Here is a 14,220-nt window from a genome sequence, read left to right as displayed (position 1 = left end):
AACAAACCCAACCCCCACACCACAAAGATGCACCAGGCCAGACACACGTTGACGTCAACGGGGCAAAACAAACTAATTCGTCGACTAATCAAACACACTGTTGAGTTCTCAAAAATCAGACGCACCCGATCCTCGCCAGCGAAGCTGGCTCCGGTCGCGGGGCAACCTGCAGAAACTTACCGGGCGTGTTCCCCTGAGTCAAACTCGAAGTCCGACGCTCGGTGGTGGTCGCAGCTGGTCTCCGTTCCATCCGGCCTTCTGGCCAGGGAGCGGCGCCGCTTGCGGCGACAGAGAGAACATTAACCACACCCCGGCGAGCACGCAAAACCGGGGGTCCCGTTCACGCATCGTCGCAGGTCAGCGGCCTGTCGACGGTCTCGGCGACGCAGGGCGGTACGTGCTGACCGTCGGATCGTCGGTGATCCAGAAGCGCCACGGACGCTCGGCCGCGTGCCGCAGCCCCACCCGCGGACCGGTGCTGAAGGTGGGCTGGTCCGCTGCCGCCACCACTGCCACGCGGGTCCCGTTCTCGGCCAGGTCGATGCCGAGCGCCCGGCACAACCGCGCCGGGCCCCGGGCGAGGTCGCGGTCCGGGCTGCCGGGGCGGCGTACGCGCGCGAGGTCCAGACCGCCCACCACCTCGCCGGCCCGGAGCAGCACCGCTCCCGGCTCACCATCGGGTCCGGTGACGAGGTTCGCGCAGTGGTGCATGCCGTAGACGAAGTAGACGTAGAGACAGCCCGGCGGACCGAACATCACCGAGTTGCGCGGCGTACGGCCTCGGAACGCGTGGGAGCCCGGGTCGTCGGGACCGGCGTACGCCTCCACCTCGGTGAGGCGCACCGCGACTCCCCCATGGGTCAGCACGGCCCCCAGCAGGCGCGGTGCGACCTCCAGCGGGTCGCCCTCAGCCCAGGCGGTCACGGTGCCCGGCGCCGGCGGCCCGGAGCTCGTCGAGCTGCTCGCGCACCCGGTCCGGCGCGGTGCCACCGCGACCCGAGCGTGAGGACACCGAGCCCTCGACGGTGAGCACCGCGCGCACCTCGGACGTCAGCGCAGGCGAGATCTCCGCCAGCTGCTCATCGGTCAGGTCCGGCAGGTCGCAGCCGAGCTCCTCGCAGCGGCGTACGCAGGCTCCGGCGAGCTCGTGGGCGTCGCGGAACGGCACTCCTTCTCGCACGAGCCACTCCGCGACGTCGGTCGCGAGCGAGAAGCCCTGCGGTGCGAGGTCTGTCATCCGGGGACCGTTGAACGTCAGCGTCGCGACCATCCCGCTCACCGCGGGCAGCAGCACCTCGAGCGTCTGCACGGAGTCGAAGAGCGGCTCCTTGTCCTCCTGCAGGTCCCGGTTGTAGGCGAGCGGCAGGCCCTTGAGCGTGGCCATGAGGCCGGCCAGGTTGCCGATCAGCCGACCCGACTTGCCGCGCGCTAGCTCGGCGATGTCGGGGTTCTTCTTCTGCGGCATGATGCTCGACCCGGTCGACCAGGAGTCGTGCAGCTTCGCGAAGTCGAACTCACGGGTCGTCCAGAGGATGACCTCCTCCGCGAGCCGGGAGAGATCGACGCCGATCTGGGCGGTGACGAACGCGAACTCGGCGGCGAAGTCCCGTGAGGCAGTGCCGTCGATCGAGTTGGCCGACGAGCCGGAGAAGCCGAGCTCGGCCGCGACGGCCTCGGGGTCGAGCCCGAGAGTCTGGCCGGCGAGCGCACCGGAGCCGTAGGGCGAGTCGCTCGCGACCCGGACGTCCCAGTCGCGCAGCCGCTCGACGTCTCGCACCAGCGGCCACGCGTGGGCGAGCAGGTGGTGCGAGAGCAGGACCGGCTGGGCGTGCTGCAGGTGCGTGCGCCCGGGCATGATGACGTCGAGGTGAGCGGCGGCCTGGTGCTCGAGCACGTCCACGAGGTCGAGCACGAGTCCGGCGATGGTGCGGGCGTGGTCCCGCAGGTAGGCCCGGAACAGCGTCGCCACCTGGTCGTTGCGCGAGCGTCCGGCGCGCAGCCGTCCGCCGACCTCGGGCCCGACCTCCTCGAGCAGCAGCCGCTCGAGCGCGCCGTGGACGTCCTCGTCGGACTCGGCGGCGAGCAGGTCGTCGGCGGCGTACCGCTCCCCCAGGACCGACAGCCCGCGCAGCAGCTCGGCGTGGTCGCCGTCGGTCAGCAGCCCGGCCCGGTGCAGCGCGTTGGCGTGCGCGCGCGAGCCGGCGAGGTCGTACGGCGTGAGCTGCCAGTCGAAGTGCGTCGACCTCGAGAGCGCCTGGAGCTCGGGCGACGGTCCGCTGCTGAAGCGGCCGCCCCAGAGCGAGCCCTCGTTGGTGGTGCCTGCGCCTGCCGTGGGGTCTGCCATCAGTCGGTCCCGAACTCCATCGCCGCGCTCTCGAGCGCCGTCTCGTCGTAGTGCTCGTCGCCACCCTCCAGGGCCGGCGAGGGGCCGGCGCCGGTGTCGGTGATGCGGTCGAAGCCGCCGGCCTCGATGGCACCGTAGAGGGTGCCGTTCTCGACGAGCACCTGGCCCTGGTCGAGTGGCTGGGAGGCGTAGAGCTCGAGCTTGGCGCGCGAGTCGGCGATGTCGAGGTTGCGCATGGTCAGCTGGCCGATGCGGTCGGTCGGGCCGAAGGCGGCGTTGTCGGTGCGCTCCATCGAGAGCTTGTCGGGGTGGTAGGAGAACGCCGGACCGCTGGTGGCGAGGATCGAGTAGTCCTCGCCGCGGCGCAGCCGCAGCGTCACCTCACCGGTCACGAGGGAGGCGATCCAGCGCTGGATGGACTCGCGGATCATCAGCGCCTGGGGGTCGAGCCACCGGCCCTCGTAGAGCAGCCGGCCGAGCTTGCGGCCCTCGTTGTGGTACTGCGCGACGGTGTCCTCGTTGTGGATGGCGTTGACGAGCCGCTCGTAGGCGATGAACAGCAGCGCCATGGCCGGCGCCTCGTAGATGCCGCGGGACTTGGCCTCGATGATGCGGTTCTCGATCTGGTCGGACATGCCGAGACCGTGGCGGCCGCCGATGACGTTGGCCTCGTGGACCAGCGCGACCGCGTCGTCGTACACCCGTCCGTTGATCGCGACGGGCCGTCCCTGGTCGAAGCGGATCGTGACGTCCTCGGTCTCGATGGCGACCGAGGGGTCCCAGAACTTCACGCCCATGATCGGGTCGACGGTCTCCAGCGAGACGTCGAGGTGCTCGAGGGTCTTGGCCTCGTGGGTGGCGCCCCAGATGTTGGCATCGGTGGAGTACGCCTTCTCCTGGCTGTCGCGGTAGGGCAGCCCGTGCTCGGTGAGCCAGGCGCTCATCTCGTGACGCCCGCCGAGCTCGGTGACGAAGTCGGCGTCGAGCCAGGGCTTGTAGATGCGCAGGTCGGGGTTGGCGAGCAGGCCGTAGCGGTAGAACCGCTCGATGTCGTTGCCCTTGAAGGTCGAGCCGTCACCCCAGATGTTGACGCCGTCCTCGTGCATCGCGCGGACCAGCATCGTGCCGGTGACGGCACGACCCAGCGGGGTGGTGTTGAAGTAGATCCGGCTGCCCGAGCGGATGTGGAACGCGCCGCAGGCCAGGGCAGCCAGACCCTCCTCGACGAGCTGGGTCTTGCAGTCGACCGCGCGGGCCAGCTCGGCGCCGTACTGCAGGGCGCGGGACGGCACTCCGGAGATGTCGGGCTCGTCGTACTGGCCGATGTCTGCGGTGTAGGTGCACGGCACCGCACCCTTGTCGCGCATCCAGGCGACGGCGACCGAGGTGTCGAGGCCGCCGGAGAAGGCGATGCCGACGCGCTCGCCGACGGGGAGGGAGGTGAGGACCTTGCTCACGGTGTGTCCTTTGCAGAGTGCTGAGGGGTGGATGCCGCTGAGGAGTGGTGGGGGTCGTTGGCCAGGTCGAGGAAGCGCTCGGCGAGGGCGTCGCCCCCGCGCGGGTCGCGGCCGATGACGAGCAGGGTGTCATCGCCGGCGATCGTGCCGAGGATCTCCGGGAGGTCGGCCTTGTCGAAGGCGCTGGCCAGGAACTGCGCCGCGCCAGGGGGCGTGCGCAGGACCACCAGGTTGGCGCTGGCCTCGGCGCTGACGAGGAGCTCGGAGCAGAGCCGTGCGAGCCGGTCGCGACCGGCAGCGCTGTCACGTGGCCCGGAGACCGAGCGGTCGCCGCCCTCCCCAGGGACGGCGTACACGAGGGCGCCGTCAGCGCTGCGCACCTTGACCGCGTCGAGCTCGACGAGGTCACGGCTCAGCGTGGCCTGGGTGACCCGGACGCCGTGGCCGTCGAGGAGGTCGGCGAGCTCGGTCTGCGAGCGGACCGGGTGGGTCGTGACGAGGTCGATGATCCGCTGGTGCCGGGCGCTCTTCGTCAGGGGTGTCACGGCCGTCATGCGGGGTCCCCTCGGCGTCGTGGAGTGCTCATGAGCGTTCCAGGAGCCAGGTGAGCACGGCCTTCTGCGCGTGCCGACGGTTCTCGGCCTCGTCCCACACGACCGACTGCGGTCCCTCGATGACGGACTCGGAGATCTCCTTGCCGCGGTAGGCCGGCAGGCAGTGCATGACGATCGCGTCGGGCTCGGCGTGGGCGAGGAGCTCGTCGGTGACGCCGTAGGGCGGGAAGATGCGCAGCCGGTCGGCCGACTCCTCCTCGCGCCCCATGCTGACCCACGAGTCGGTGACCACGACGTCGGCGCCCTTGACCGCCTCGAGCGGGTCGACGCTCAGCTGGATAGAGCCACCGGTCTCCTGCGCGATCCCGACGGCCCGCGCGACGACGTCGGCGTCCGGGGTGAAGCCCTCGGGGGCGCCGACGACGACGTGCATCCCGGCCGAGGCTCCGGCCAGCACCCACGAGTTGCCCATGTTGCACGCGCCGTCGCCGACGAACGCGACGCGGACGCCGGCGAGACGCCCCTTGTGCTCGCGCACGGTCTGGAGGTCGGCGAGCAGCTGGCAGGGGTGGAACTCGTCGGTGAGGGCGTTGAGGACGGGTACGCCGGCGTGGTCGGCCATGGTGTCGACGTCGCTCTGGTGGGCGGTGCGCCACACGATCGCGGAGGCCTGGCGACCCAGGATCCGGGCGACGTCCTCGACGCCCTCACGCTTGCCCATGGCGGCCAAGCCGCCGTCGACGGTCATCGGGTTCCCGCCGAGCTCGGCGATGCCGGCCGCGAAGGACACCTGCGTGCGGAGGGTCGGCCGGTCGAAGACGAGTGCCACGGTGTGCGGACCGGCCAGAGGCTTGTGGTCGAACGGCGCAGCCTTCATCGCATCGGCGAGGTCGAGCACCTCGATCAGCTCCGCGGGCGAGAGGTCGTCGTCGCGGAGGAAGTGGCGGGTCATGGGGTCGTCTCCTGTGCTGCGGCGCGAGCGGTGTCGAGGATGGTGGGCAGGGCCTCGTCGAGCGCGTCGAGGTCGTCGCTCGTGAGGACGAGCGGCGGGACGAACCGCAGGCGCGAGGGACCGGTGGCGTTGAGGATGAACCCGGCGTCGCGGCCGGAGGCCACCGCTTGGGCGGCGTACGGCCCGTCGAGCTCGGCACCTCGCATCAGGCCGGAGCCGGTGACCTCGAGGACGCCGGTCTGCTTGGCCAGGAGGGCCGCGAGCTGGTCGCCACGCTCGAGCGTCGCCGTGAGCAGACCCTCGGCCTCGATGGTGCGGAGGACGGCGAGCGCGGCCGCCGACGCCACCGGGTTGCCACCGAAGGTGGTCCCGTGGTTGCCCGGCTGGAGCAGCGTGGCCGCCTTGCCACGGGCGACGGTGGCACCGATCGGGATGCCGCCGCCGAGGCCCTTGGCGAGGGTGATGACATCGGGCTGCACGCCGTCGAGGAGCTGGTGGGCGAACCAGGCGCCGGTGCGGGCGATGCCCGTCTGCACCTCGTCGAGCCACAGCAGTGCGCCGTGGTCGTGGGCGATGCGCTGGGCGGCGGCGAGGTAGTCGGCCGACGGCACGACGACGCCCGCCTCACCCTGGATCGGCTCGAGCACGATCGCGGCGACGGTGTCGTCGACGGCTGAGTCGAGCGCGGCCACGTCGTCGTAGGGCACGAAGGCGACCTCGCCCGGCAGCGGCGCGAACGGCTCGCGGTAGGCCGCCTTGGAGGTCAGGGACAGGGCACCCATGGTGCGACCGTGGAAGGAGCCCTCGGCAGCGACGACCCGGGTGCGGCCGGTGCGCCGGGTGAGCTTGAGGGCGGCCTCGTTGGCCTCGGCGCCGGAGTTGCTGAAGAAGACCCGCGCCTCGTCGCCCCATCCCAGCAGGCCGACGAGCTCCTCCGCGAGGGCCACCTGCGGCTCCGTGGCGAAGAAGTTCGAGACGTGACCCAGCGTCTGGAGCTGGGTGGTGACCGCGTCGACGAGCGCGGGGTGCGCGTGGCCGAGCGCGTTCACGGCGATGCCGCCGAGCAGGTCGACGTACTCCTTGCCGTCGGCGTCCCACACGTGGGCACCCTGGCCGCGCACGAGCGCGAGCGCGGGGGGGCCGAAGGTGTTCATGACCGCGCCGGCGTAGCGCTGCTGGATCTGCTCGCTCATGACTGGTCCTCCTTCGGGTACGGCTTGCGCAGCTTGGTGGTGGCGCCGGGCAGCACCTGGGTGCCGACTCCCTCGTCGGTGAAGATCTCGAGGAGCACCGCGTGGGGCTCGCGGCCGTCGACGACGGTGGCGCGCGGCACTCCCCCGACCACCGCCTCGTAGCAGGCGCGCATCTTCGGGATCATCCCCGCGTCGAGGCTCGGGAGCATGTCACCGAGCGCCTCCGGACTGATCTCCTGGATGAGGTCGTCGGAGTTGCCGTAGTCGCGGTAGAGACCCTCGACGTCGGTGAGGACCATGAGCTTCTCGGCCCCGAGCGCCACCGCCAGCGACGAGGCGGCCGTGTCGGCGTTGACGTTGTGGACCCGACCCTCGACGTCGGGTGCGACCGAGCTGACGACTGGCACGCGACCGGCCTCGATCAGGTCGAGCACGGCCTCGGGCCGCACGTGCGCGACCTCGCCGACCAGGCCGAGGTCGACCTCCTCGCCGTCGACCACGGTGTTGATGGCGCGGGCCGTGAACAGCCCGGCGTCCTCGCCGGACAGACCGACCGCCAGCGCACCGTGCTGGTTGATCAGGCCGACGAGCTCGCGCTGGACCTGGCCGACGAGCACCATCCGGACGACGTCCATCGCCTCGGGGGTGGTGACCCGCAGGCCACCGCGGAACTCCGACTCGATGCCGAGCTTGTCGAGCATCCGGGAGATCTGCGGGCCGCCGCCATGCACGACGACGGGCTTGAACCCGGCGAAGCGCAGGAAGGCGATGTCCTCGGCGAAGGCGACCTTGAGCGACTCGTCGGTCATGGCGTTGCCGCCGTACTTCACCACGATGGTCTGGCCGTGATAGCGCTTGAGCCACGGCAGGGCCGCCGCGAGGGTGCGCGCCTTGGCCGGGTCGGGGCGGCTCGGGTTCAGGTCGGTCTCGGTGCTGATCGTCTCGCTCATGAGCTGTAGGCGCTGTTCTCGTGGACGTAGGCGTGGGTCAGGTCGTTGGTCCAGACGGTCGCGCGGGCGTCGCCGGACTTGAGGTCGATGGTCACGCTGACCTCGCGGCCGGCGAGGTCGACACCTGCAGGGTCCTCCGCCGGCGTGGACTGCTTGCAGACCCAGACACCGTTCATCGCGACGTCGAGGTCGGCCGGGTCGAACTGGGCCTGCGTGGTGCCGATCGAGGCGAGGACGCGACCCCAGTTGGGGTCCTGTCCGAAGATCGCGGCCTTGAACAGGTTGCTGCGCGCGACGCTGCGGCCGACCTCGACGGCCTCGTCCTCCGACGCCGCGTGCAGCGTGGTGATGGCGATCTCGTGGTCGGCGCCCTCGGCATCCTTGAGCAGCTGCATGGCCAGGTCGGTGCAGGCCTGGGTGAGCGCCGCGGTGAAGTCCTCCGGCGTCGGCGTGATGCCGCTGGCGCCGCTCGCCATGACGGTGACGGTGTCGTTGGTGGACATGCAGCCGTCGGAGTCGAGCCGGTCGAAGCTGACGCGCGTCGCGGCACGCAGCGCGGCGTCGAGCTCGGCGGAGGGGACGACGGCATCGGTGGTGATGACGACCAGCATCGTGGCCAGCTGGGGCGCGAGCATTCCCGCGCCCTTCGCCATCCCTCCGATGGACCAGCCGGCGCCCTCGACCACGACGTTCTTGCTGACCGAGTCGGTGGTCATGATCGCCTCGGCAGCGCTGGGACCGCCGTCCTCGGCCAGCTCGGCCGTGGCCTGCTCGACACCGCCGAGCAGCTGGTCGCGGTCGTTGGCCAGGCCGATGAGCCCGGTGGAGCAGACGACGACGTCGATCGCACCGATGCCCAGGCCGTCGGCGACCTTCTCGGCGACGGCGTGGGTGGTCTGGAAGCCGTCGGGTCCGGTGTAGCAGTTGGCACCGCCGGAGTTGAGGACGACCGCCTTCACCGTGCCGTCCTTGACGACCTCCTGGCTCCAGAGGACCGGGTTGGCCTTGCAGCGGTTGGCGGTGAAGACGGTGGCGGAGTCGTGGGTGGGGCCCTGGTTGACCACCAGGGCGAGGTCCTTGGCGCCGCTGGACTTCAGTCCGGCCGCGACGCCGGCGGCGGTGAAGCCGCTGGGATGGGTGACACTCATGGGGCGATTCCGATCGTGGAGAGCCCGGCGGCCTCGTCGAGGCCCAGGGCGAGGTTCATGCACTGGACGGCTGCTCCGGCGGTGCCCTTGGCCAGGTTGTCGACCACGGCCACCGCCACCAGTCGTCGTACGCGCTCGTCGACGGTGACCTGCACCTGCACGGCGTTGGAGCCGAGGACGGACTGGGTCTGCGGCCACTGGCCCTCGGGCAGCAGGTGCACGAAGGGCTCGTCGGCGTACGCCGTCGTGTAGGCGGCGCGGACGTCCGCGGCGGTGATGCCGTCGAGGAGCGGCGCCTGCACCGTCGCGAGGATGCCGCGCGACATCGGCACCAGCAGCGGCGTGAAGCCGACGCGGACAGCTGAGCCATGGACGCCGCTCAGGTTCTGGACGATCTCGGGGGTGTGCCGGTGCGTGCCGCCGACGCCGTAGGCGCTGGCGTTGCCCATCACCTCGCTGCCGAGCAGGTGCGGCTTGGCGGCCTTGCCCGCTCCGCTCGTGCCTGACGCGGCCACGACGGTGACGTCGGGCTCGACGAGCCCGGCCGTGACGGCGGGCACGATCGCGAGGGTGGAGACGGTCGGGTAGCAGCCAGGCACCGCGATCCGACGCGCTGCGCGGAGCTGGTCGCGCTGGCCGGGCAGCTCGGGCAGGCCGTAGGGCCAGGAGCCCGCGTGCTCACCGCCGTAGAACGCCTGCCACTCCCCCGGGTCCGTGAGCCGGAAGTCCGCGCCGCAGTCGATCACGACGGTGTCGTCGCCGAGCGCCCGTGCGATCGCGGCCGACTGGCCGTGCGGGAGCCCGAGGAAGACGACGTCGTGGCCCGACAGGGTGTCTACCGTGGTGTCGGCGAGGACCCGGTCGGCCAGCGGCAGCAGGTGCGGCTGGAGCGCGCCCAGCCGCTCGCCGGCGTTCGAGCCGGCGGTCAGGGCGCCGATCTCGACCTCGGGGTGACCGAGCAGGAGGCGGAGCACCTCGCCCCCGGCGTACCCGCTGGCTCCGGCGACGGCGACTGAGACGGACATATGCATGACTATACATTGCTCTGCATGTCTCGACACAGCGGGGTCGGAGAACCGGGAGGCGGCGCGGCGGTCGCCTCACCTACGGTGCAGGAGTGACCCCACTTCCGGCACGCCTGTCCGCCGACGCCTACCGTTCCCACCTCCGCTCCGAGTCGCTCCGGTTTCGCGAGGTGCTCGCCTCGTGCGATCCCGAGGCACGCGTGCCCGCCTGCCCCGACTGGAGCGCCGCCGACCTGCTGTGGCACCTGGCCACCGTGCAGCGCTGGTGGACCGAGGTGCTCGATGGGCGACCTGCGCAGCCCGAGGAGCGCTACCTGTCGCGCCCGGAGACCTACGACGGGATGCTGGCGACCTACGACGAGTGGTCGGCGTCGTTGTCGTCCGCCCTGGCGGCGGCCGACCCGGCTGAGGAGGCGTGGAGCTGGTCCGACGACCACACGGTCGGCTTCATCCTGCGACGACAGGCCCACGAGGCGCTGGTCCATCGCGTCGATGCCGAGCAGACGGCCGGGGTGGCCGGCGAGCTCGACGCGACGCTCGCCTCCGACGGGGTCCACGAGTGCCTCGACGTCATGTACGGCGGCTGCCCGCCGTGGGGAGCGTGGGAGCCGGGTGCGTCGCTGGTGCGGGTGGACGTCACCGACACGGGCGACTCGTTCTGGTTGCGGTTCGGCACGTTCTCCGGCACCGACCCCGACAGCGGGACGTCGTACGCCGGCGAGGAGGACTTCCACGTGGTGGCCGCGCCGGAGGACACTGACCTCGAGCCCGACGTGGTCGTCGACGGGACCGCCGCTGACCTCGACCTCTGGCTCTGGGACCGCTCCGACGAGGCGGGGATCGCGGTGGCGGGCGACCCGGACGTGCTGGAACGGTTCCGGGCGATCGTGGGCTCGCCGATCAACTGACGGGAGCCGACACTGGGCGTTGAGTCTCCGGGAGACTCAACGCCCCGTGTCGGCGTCGTGGGGCTGGATCAGGCGCGCTGGACCGCGCCGGTCCGCTCGGCCGCCAGGGCGATCGCCGCGTCGCGGGCGGTGGCCGCCTCGCCCTCCTTCAGCGTCCGGTCGGCGGCGCGGAAGCGCAGGGCGTAAGCGAGGGACTTGCGGCCCTCGCCGACCTGCTCGCCGGTGAAGACGTCGAAGAGCCGGACCGACTCGAGCAGCTCGCCGGCACCCTCGCGGAGGGCCGCCTCGACGTCGGCGGCGGCCACGGAGGAGTCGACCACGAGGGCGACGTCCTCCTTGGCGACCGGGTACGACGAGAACGCGGGCGCCCGGCGCAGGTGGACCGACCGCTCGATGAGGACGTCGAGGTCGACCTCGGCCGCCACGGTGCGCTTCGGCAGGCCGAAGGACTGGCACACGCTGGGGTGCACCTCGCCGGCGTGGCCGATGACCTGACCCTCGACGGAGAGCTCCGCACACCGGCCGGGGTGCCAGGGCGCCAGCTCGACCGCGGAGGCGGACACGTCCAGCCCGAGAGCAGCCGCCACGGCGCGGACCGCCTCGACGGCATCCGCCCACTCGACCGGTCGGGCCTCGCCCCACCAGCCACCTGCGACGGCGTCGCCGGCCGCGACCACGGCCAGGTGGAACGGCTGGGCGGGCAGCGCGGCGTCGAGCGCCGCGAACTCCTCCTCCGTGGGCCGACGGTCGACCGGCAGGATGGCGGCCGGACCGGCGTGGCGCGGCAGCGTGACCGTCCCGGTCTCGAAGATGGCCACGTCGGCGTTGCCGTGACCGACGTTCTTGCCGGCCGCGCGGAGCACGCCGGGAAGCAGGGTCGTGGTCAGGTATGCCGCCTCGGCGCTCAGCGGGTTGGAGAGCTGCAGCAGGTCGCGACGCGGGTCGTCGGCAGGCACGCCGAGGTCGTCGAGGTCGGTCGTGCCGACGAACGGGAAGGTGACGACCTCCACGAAGCCCTCGCCGGCGAGCGTGCGCCCGATCCGGCGACGCAGCTGCTGCGCCCGGGTGAGGCCGCGCCCCGACGGGGGCGTGGGGAGCACTGACGGGATCCGGTCGTAGCCGACGAGTCGCACGACCTCCTCGGAGAAGTCCTGCGCGTCGGTGAGGTCGGGCCGCCACGGCGGCGGCGTGACCGACAGGGTGCCGGAGCCCGAGACCTCGCAGCCGATGGCGCGCAGGCACTCGATGCTGCGCTCCTCGCTGATCGGCATGCCCGACACCCGCTCGGCCAGGTCTCCGGGGACCTCGACGACGGGCATCTGCGGCGGCGTGCCGACGACCGTCACTCCCGGGTCGGCCTGAGCGCCGCCGTGCTCCACGAGGAGCTCGACCACGCGGTCGGCCGCCGCCTCGCAGATCGTCGGGTCGACCCCGCGCTCGTTGCGCTTGCCGGCCTCGGAGGTGATCTTGTGGCGCCGCCCGGTGCGGAACATCGACACCGCGTCCCAGTGGGCGGCCTCGACCAGGATCGAGGTGGTCGATCCCGAGATCTCGGTCGTCTCGCCGCCCATGACGCCGCCGAGGCCGATGATCCCCGAGTCATCGGTGACGACCAGGTCGGCCGGGTCGAGCGCGCGCTTCGCGCCGTCGAGGGTGGTCAGCGTCTCGCCATCGCGCGCGCGTCGTACGACGATCGCGCCCTCGAGGTTGTCGGCGTCGTAGCCGTGGATGGGGCGACCGGTCTCGAGCATGACGTAGTTGGTGACGTCGACGGCGAGCGAGATCGGCCGCATCCCGGCGGCGGTGATCCGTCGGACCATGAAGTCAGGCGTGGAGGCCGTCGGGTCGAAGCCGGTGACCTTGCGGGCCACGAAGACCGGGCAGCCCTCGGCGTCCTCGACCACGACCGGGTGGCCGTCGGCATTGGCTGCCGGGGTGTCACGGACGGCGGGGTCGCGGAGGTTGCTGGCACCGTCGACCGAGACCAGCACCTCGCGGGCGATGCCGCGCAGGGAGAGCGCGTAGGCCCGATCGGGGTTGATCTCGAACTCGATGGTCTCCTCGTCGAGGCCGAGGACCGCGCGCGCGTCCTGGCCGGGCTCCCCCGCGTCGGCGGGCAGCACGATGATGCCGTCGTGGTCGTCGCCGAGGCCGAGCTCGCGGGCCGAGCAGATCATGCCGGCGGACATGTGCCCGTAGGTCTTGCGGGCGCCGATCTCGAAGCCGCCGGGCAGCACGCCACCGGGCAGCACCGTGACGACGAGGTCGCCGGGCTCGAAGTTGTGCGCACCGCAGACGATGCCCTGCGGCTCCCCGGTGCCGTTGGCGTCACCGACGTCGACGGTGCACCAGTTGATGGTCTTGCCGTTCTTCTGCGGCTCGGGCTCCATCGTCAGCACGCGACCGATCACCAGCGGACCGGTGATCTCGCGACCTGGGCTCTCGATCGCCTCGAGCTTGAGCCCGGTGAGGGTGAGTCGGTCGGTGAGGTGCTCGGTCGTCGTGCCCTCGGGCACGTCGACGTAGTCCAGGATCCAGGACAGGGATGCCTTCATCTCGGTTCTCCCCTCTCAGATCTCGGTGCCGAAGGCGCTGCTGAACCGGACGTCGCCCTCGAAGAGCGGGCGCAGGTCACCCAGGTCGTGGCGGAACATGAACGACCGGTCGATCCCCATGCCGAACGCGAAGCCGCTGTAGACCTCGGGGTCGACGCCGCACGCGACCAGCACGCGCGGGTTGACGACGCCGCAGCCACCCCACTCGATCCACCCCTCCCCACGACAGGTGCGGCAGGCGGCCGCGTCGACGCCGAGGCACACGAAGCACAGCACGTCGACCTCGGCCGACGGCTCGGTGAAGGGGAAGTAGGACGGGCGGAAGCGCGTCGTGATGCCGTCGCCGAACAGCTGCGAGGCGAAGTGGTCGAGCGTGCCCTTGAGGTGCGCCATCGTGATGCCCTCGTCGACCACGAGGCCCTCGACCTGGTGGAACATCGGCGAGTGCGTGGCGTCGTACTCGTCGGTGCGGAACACCCGACCTGGACACACGACGTAGATCGGTGGCGTGCGGGTCAGCATCGTGCGCGCCTGCACCGGCGAGGTCTGCGTGCGCAGGACGAGGTGGTCCTCGGCCGGCTCGGTCCAGAACGTGTCCTGCATCGTGCGTGCCGGGTGGTCCGGGCCGAGGTTGAGGGCATCGAAGTTGAGCCACTCGGCCTCGACGACCGGGCCCTCGGCGACCTCGTAGCCCATGGCCACGAAGAGGTCGGCGATGAGCTCGGACTGCAGCGTCAGCGGATGACGGCTCCCGCGGCGGCGACGCGTGGTCGGCAGCGAGACGTCGACGGTCTCCTCGACCAGCATCCGCTCCTCGTGCTCGGCCTCGAGCACGGCCTGCCGAGCGGCGAGGGCCTGGTTGATCGCGCCGCGCGCCTGGCCGACGCGCTGGCCGGCATCCTTGCGGGCCTGCGGCGGGAGCGCGCCGATCTCGCGGTTGGCGAGCGCGAGCGGCGACCGGTCGCCGTTGTGGTCGAGGCGGACCTGCTTGAGGGCATCGAGGTCTCGAGCGTCGGCGATTGCGGCGAGCGCGGCCTCGCGCATCGCCTCGACCTGCTCGGCCTTGAGCGGGGTCACTTCGACAGGGTCGTAGTCAGTGTTGGGGCCGGACATGGCTCTCTTTCGCGCGGCGCT

The 14,220-nt window shown here is 71.6% G+C and carries 12 protein-coding genes; 1 reads left to right on the top strand and 11 read right to left on the bottom strand.

Annotated elements, in window-relative coordinates:
* Nucleotides 1-357: 357 nt before the first annotated feature.
* Genes IEZ25_RS04005 through argC form a run of 9 tightly spaced genes read right to left on the bottom strand, consistent with a single transcriptional unit; the run spans nucleotide 358 to nucleotide 9,623 of the window.
* Nucleotides 358-924: a DNA-3-methyladenine glycosylase gene (locus tag IEZ25_RS04005; RefSeq protein WP_191198058.1), complete on the bottom strand. Its 567-nt coding sequence runs from the start codon at nucleotides 922-924 to the stop codon at nucleotides 358-360.
* Nucleotides 908-2,344, bottom strand: coding sequence for an argininosuccinate lyase (gene argH, locus IEZ25_RS04000; protein WP_191198057.1), 1,437 nt, complete (start codon nucleotides 2,342-2,344; stop codon nucleotides 908-910). Before argH ends, IEZ25_RS04005 begins: the two co-directional genes overlap by 17 nt.
* Nucleotides 2,344-3,801: an argininosuccinate synthase gene (argG, locus tag IEZ25_RS03995; RefSeq protein WP_191198056.1), complete on the bottom strand. Its 1,458-nt coding sequence runs from the start codon at nucleotides 3,799-3,801 to the stop codon at nucleotides 2,344-2,346. The genes argH and argG overlap by 1 nt, the downstream gene beginning before the upstream one ends.
* Nucleotides 3,798-4,355: an arginine repressor gene (locus IEZ25_RS03990; RefSeq protein ID WP_191198055.1), complete on the bottom strand. Its 558-nt coding sequence runs from the start codon at nucleotides 4,353-4,355 to the stop codon at nucleotides 3,798-3,800. Before IEZ25_RS03990 ends, argG begins: the two co-directional genes overlap by 4 nt.
* 28 nt (nucleotides 4,356-4,383) lie before the next feature.
* Nucleotides 4,384-5,307, bottom strand: a complete 924-nt coding sequence (gene argF, locus IEZ25_RS03985; RefSeq protein ID WP_191198054.1) for an ornithine carbamoyltransferase — start codon at nucleotides 5,305-5,307, stop codon at nucleotides 4,384-4,386.
* Complete coding sequence (locus IEZ25_RS03980) at nucleotides 5,304-6,500, bottom strand: acetylornithine transaminase (RefSeq protein WP_191198053.1); 1,197 nt, start codon at nucleotides 6,498-6,500, stop codon at nucleotides 5,304-5,306. The genes argF and IEZ25_RS03980 overlap by 4 nt, the downstream gene beginning before the upstream one ends.
* A complete protein-coding gene (argB, locus tag IEZ25_RS03975) occupies nucleotides 6,497-7,450 on the bottom strand; it encodes an acetylglutamate kinase (RefSeq protein ID WP_191198052.1) in 954 nt (317 codons plus the stop codon). The genes IEZ25_RS03980 and argB overlap by 4 nt, the downstream gene beginning before the upstream one ends.
* Nucleotides 7,447-8,598, bottom strand: coding sequence for a bifunctional glutamate N-acetyltransferase/amino-acid acetyltransferase ArgJ (argJ, locus tag IEZ25_RS03970; RefSeq protein ID WP_191198051.1), 1,152 nt, complete (start codon nucleotides 8,596-8,598; stop codon nucleotides 7,447-7,449). Before argJ ends, argB begins: the two co-directional genes overlap by 4 nt.
* Entirely contained in the window at nucleotides 8,595-9,623 is a 1,029-nt protein-coding gene (gene argC / locus IEZ25_RS03965; protein ID WP_191198050.1) for an N-acetyl-gamma-glutamyl-phosphate reductase, read from the bottom strand. Before argC ends, argJ begins: the two co-directional genes overlap by 4 nt.
* Nucleotides 9,624-9,715: 92 nt before the next feature.
* Between argC and IEZ25_RS03960 the strand changes: the two genes are divergently transcribed.
* Nucleotides 9,716-10,531, top strand: a complete 816-nt coding sequence (locus IEZ25_RS03960; protein WP_191198049.1) for a maleylpyruvate isomerase family mycothiol-dependent enzyme — start codon at nucleotides 9,716-9,718, stop codon at nucleotides 10,529-10,531.
* A 68-nt stretch (nucleotides 10,532-10,599) separates the two neighbouring features.
* Here IEZ25_RS03960 and pheT read toward each other — a convergent pair whose 3' ends face one another.
* Both pheT and pheS read right to left on the bottom strand, forming a co-directional pair.
* Nucleotides 10,600-13,086, bottom strand: a complete 2,487-nt coding sequence (gene pheT / locus IEZ25_RS03955; RefSeq protein WP_191198048.1) for a phenylalanine--tRNA ligase subunit beta — start codon at nucleotides 13,084-13,086, stop codon at nucleotides 10,600-10,602.
* Between the two features lie 15 nt (nucleotides 13,087-13,101).
* On the bottom strand, nucleotides 13,102-14,199 hold the full coding sequence (pheS, locus tag IEZ25_RS03950; protein ID WP_191198047.1) for a phenylalanine--tRNA ligase subunit alpha: 1,098 nt from the start codon (nucleotides 14,197-14,199) through the stop codon (nucleotides 13,102-13,104).
* Nucleotides 14,200-14,220: the final 21 nt, after the last annotated feature.

It is taken from the genome of Nocardioides hwasunensis (genome assembly GCF_014779665.1).
Lineage (GTDB): Bacteria > Actinomycetota > Actinomycetes > Propionibacteriales > Nocardioidaceae > Nocardioides > Nocardioides hwasunensis.
The sequence above is the reverse complement of the archived record's forward strand: the minus strand, read 5'-3'. Positions and strand labels throughout refer to the sequence as shown.

Excerpts from the sequence above, each read along its gene's own strand:
- argH (WP_191198057.1), bottom strand. The coding sequence starts at position 2,344 with ATGGCAGACCCCACGGCAGGCGCAGGCACCACCAACGAGGGCTCGCTC.
- IEZ25_RS03990 (WP_191198055.1), bottom strand. The coding sequence starts at position 4,355 with ATGACGGCCGTGACACCCCTGACGAAGAGCGCCCGGCACCAGCGGATC.
- argF (WP_191198054.1), bottom strand. The coding sequence starts at position 5,307 with ATGACCCGCCACTTCCTCCGCGACGACGACCTCTCGCCCGCGGAGCTG.
- IEZ25_RS03980 (WP_191198053.1), bottom strand. The coding sequence starts at position 6,500 with ATGAGCGAGCAGATCCAGCAGCGCTACGCCGGCGCGGTCATGAACACC.
- argB (WP_191198052.1), bottom strand. The coding sequence starts at position 7,450 with ATGAGCGAGACGATCAGCACCGAGACCGACCTGAACCCGAGCCGCCCC.
- argJ (WP_191198051.1), bottom strand. The coding sequence starts at position 8,598 with ATGAGTGTCACCCATCCCAGCGGCTTCACCGCCGCCGGCGTCGCGGCC.
- argC (WP_191198050.1), bottom strand. The coding sequence starts at position 9,623 with ATGTCCGTCTCAGTCGCCGTCGCCGGAGCCAGCGGGTACGCCGGGGGC.
- pheT (WP_191198048.1), bottom strand. The coding sequence starts at position 13,086 with ATGAAGGCATCCCTGTCCTGGATCCTGGACTACGTCGACGTGCCCGAG.
- pheS (WP_191198047.1), bottom strand. The coding sequence starts at position 14,199 with ATGTCCGGCCCCAACACTGACTACGACCCTGTCGAAGTGACCCCGCTC.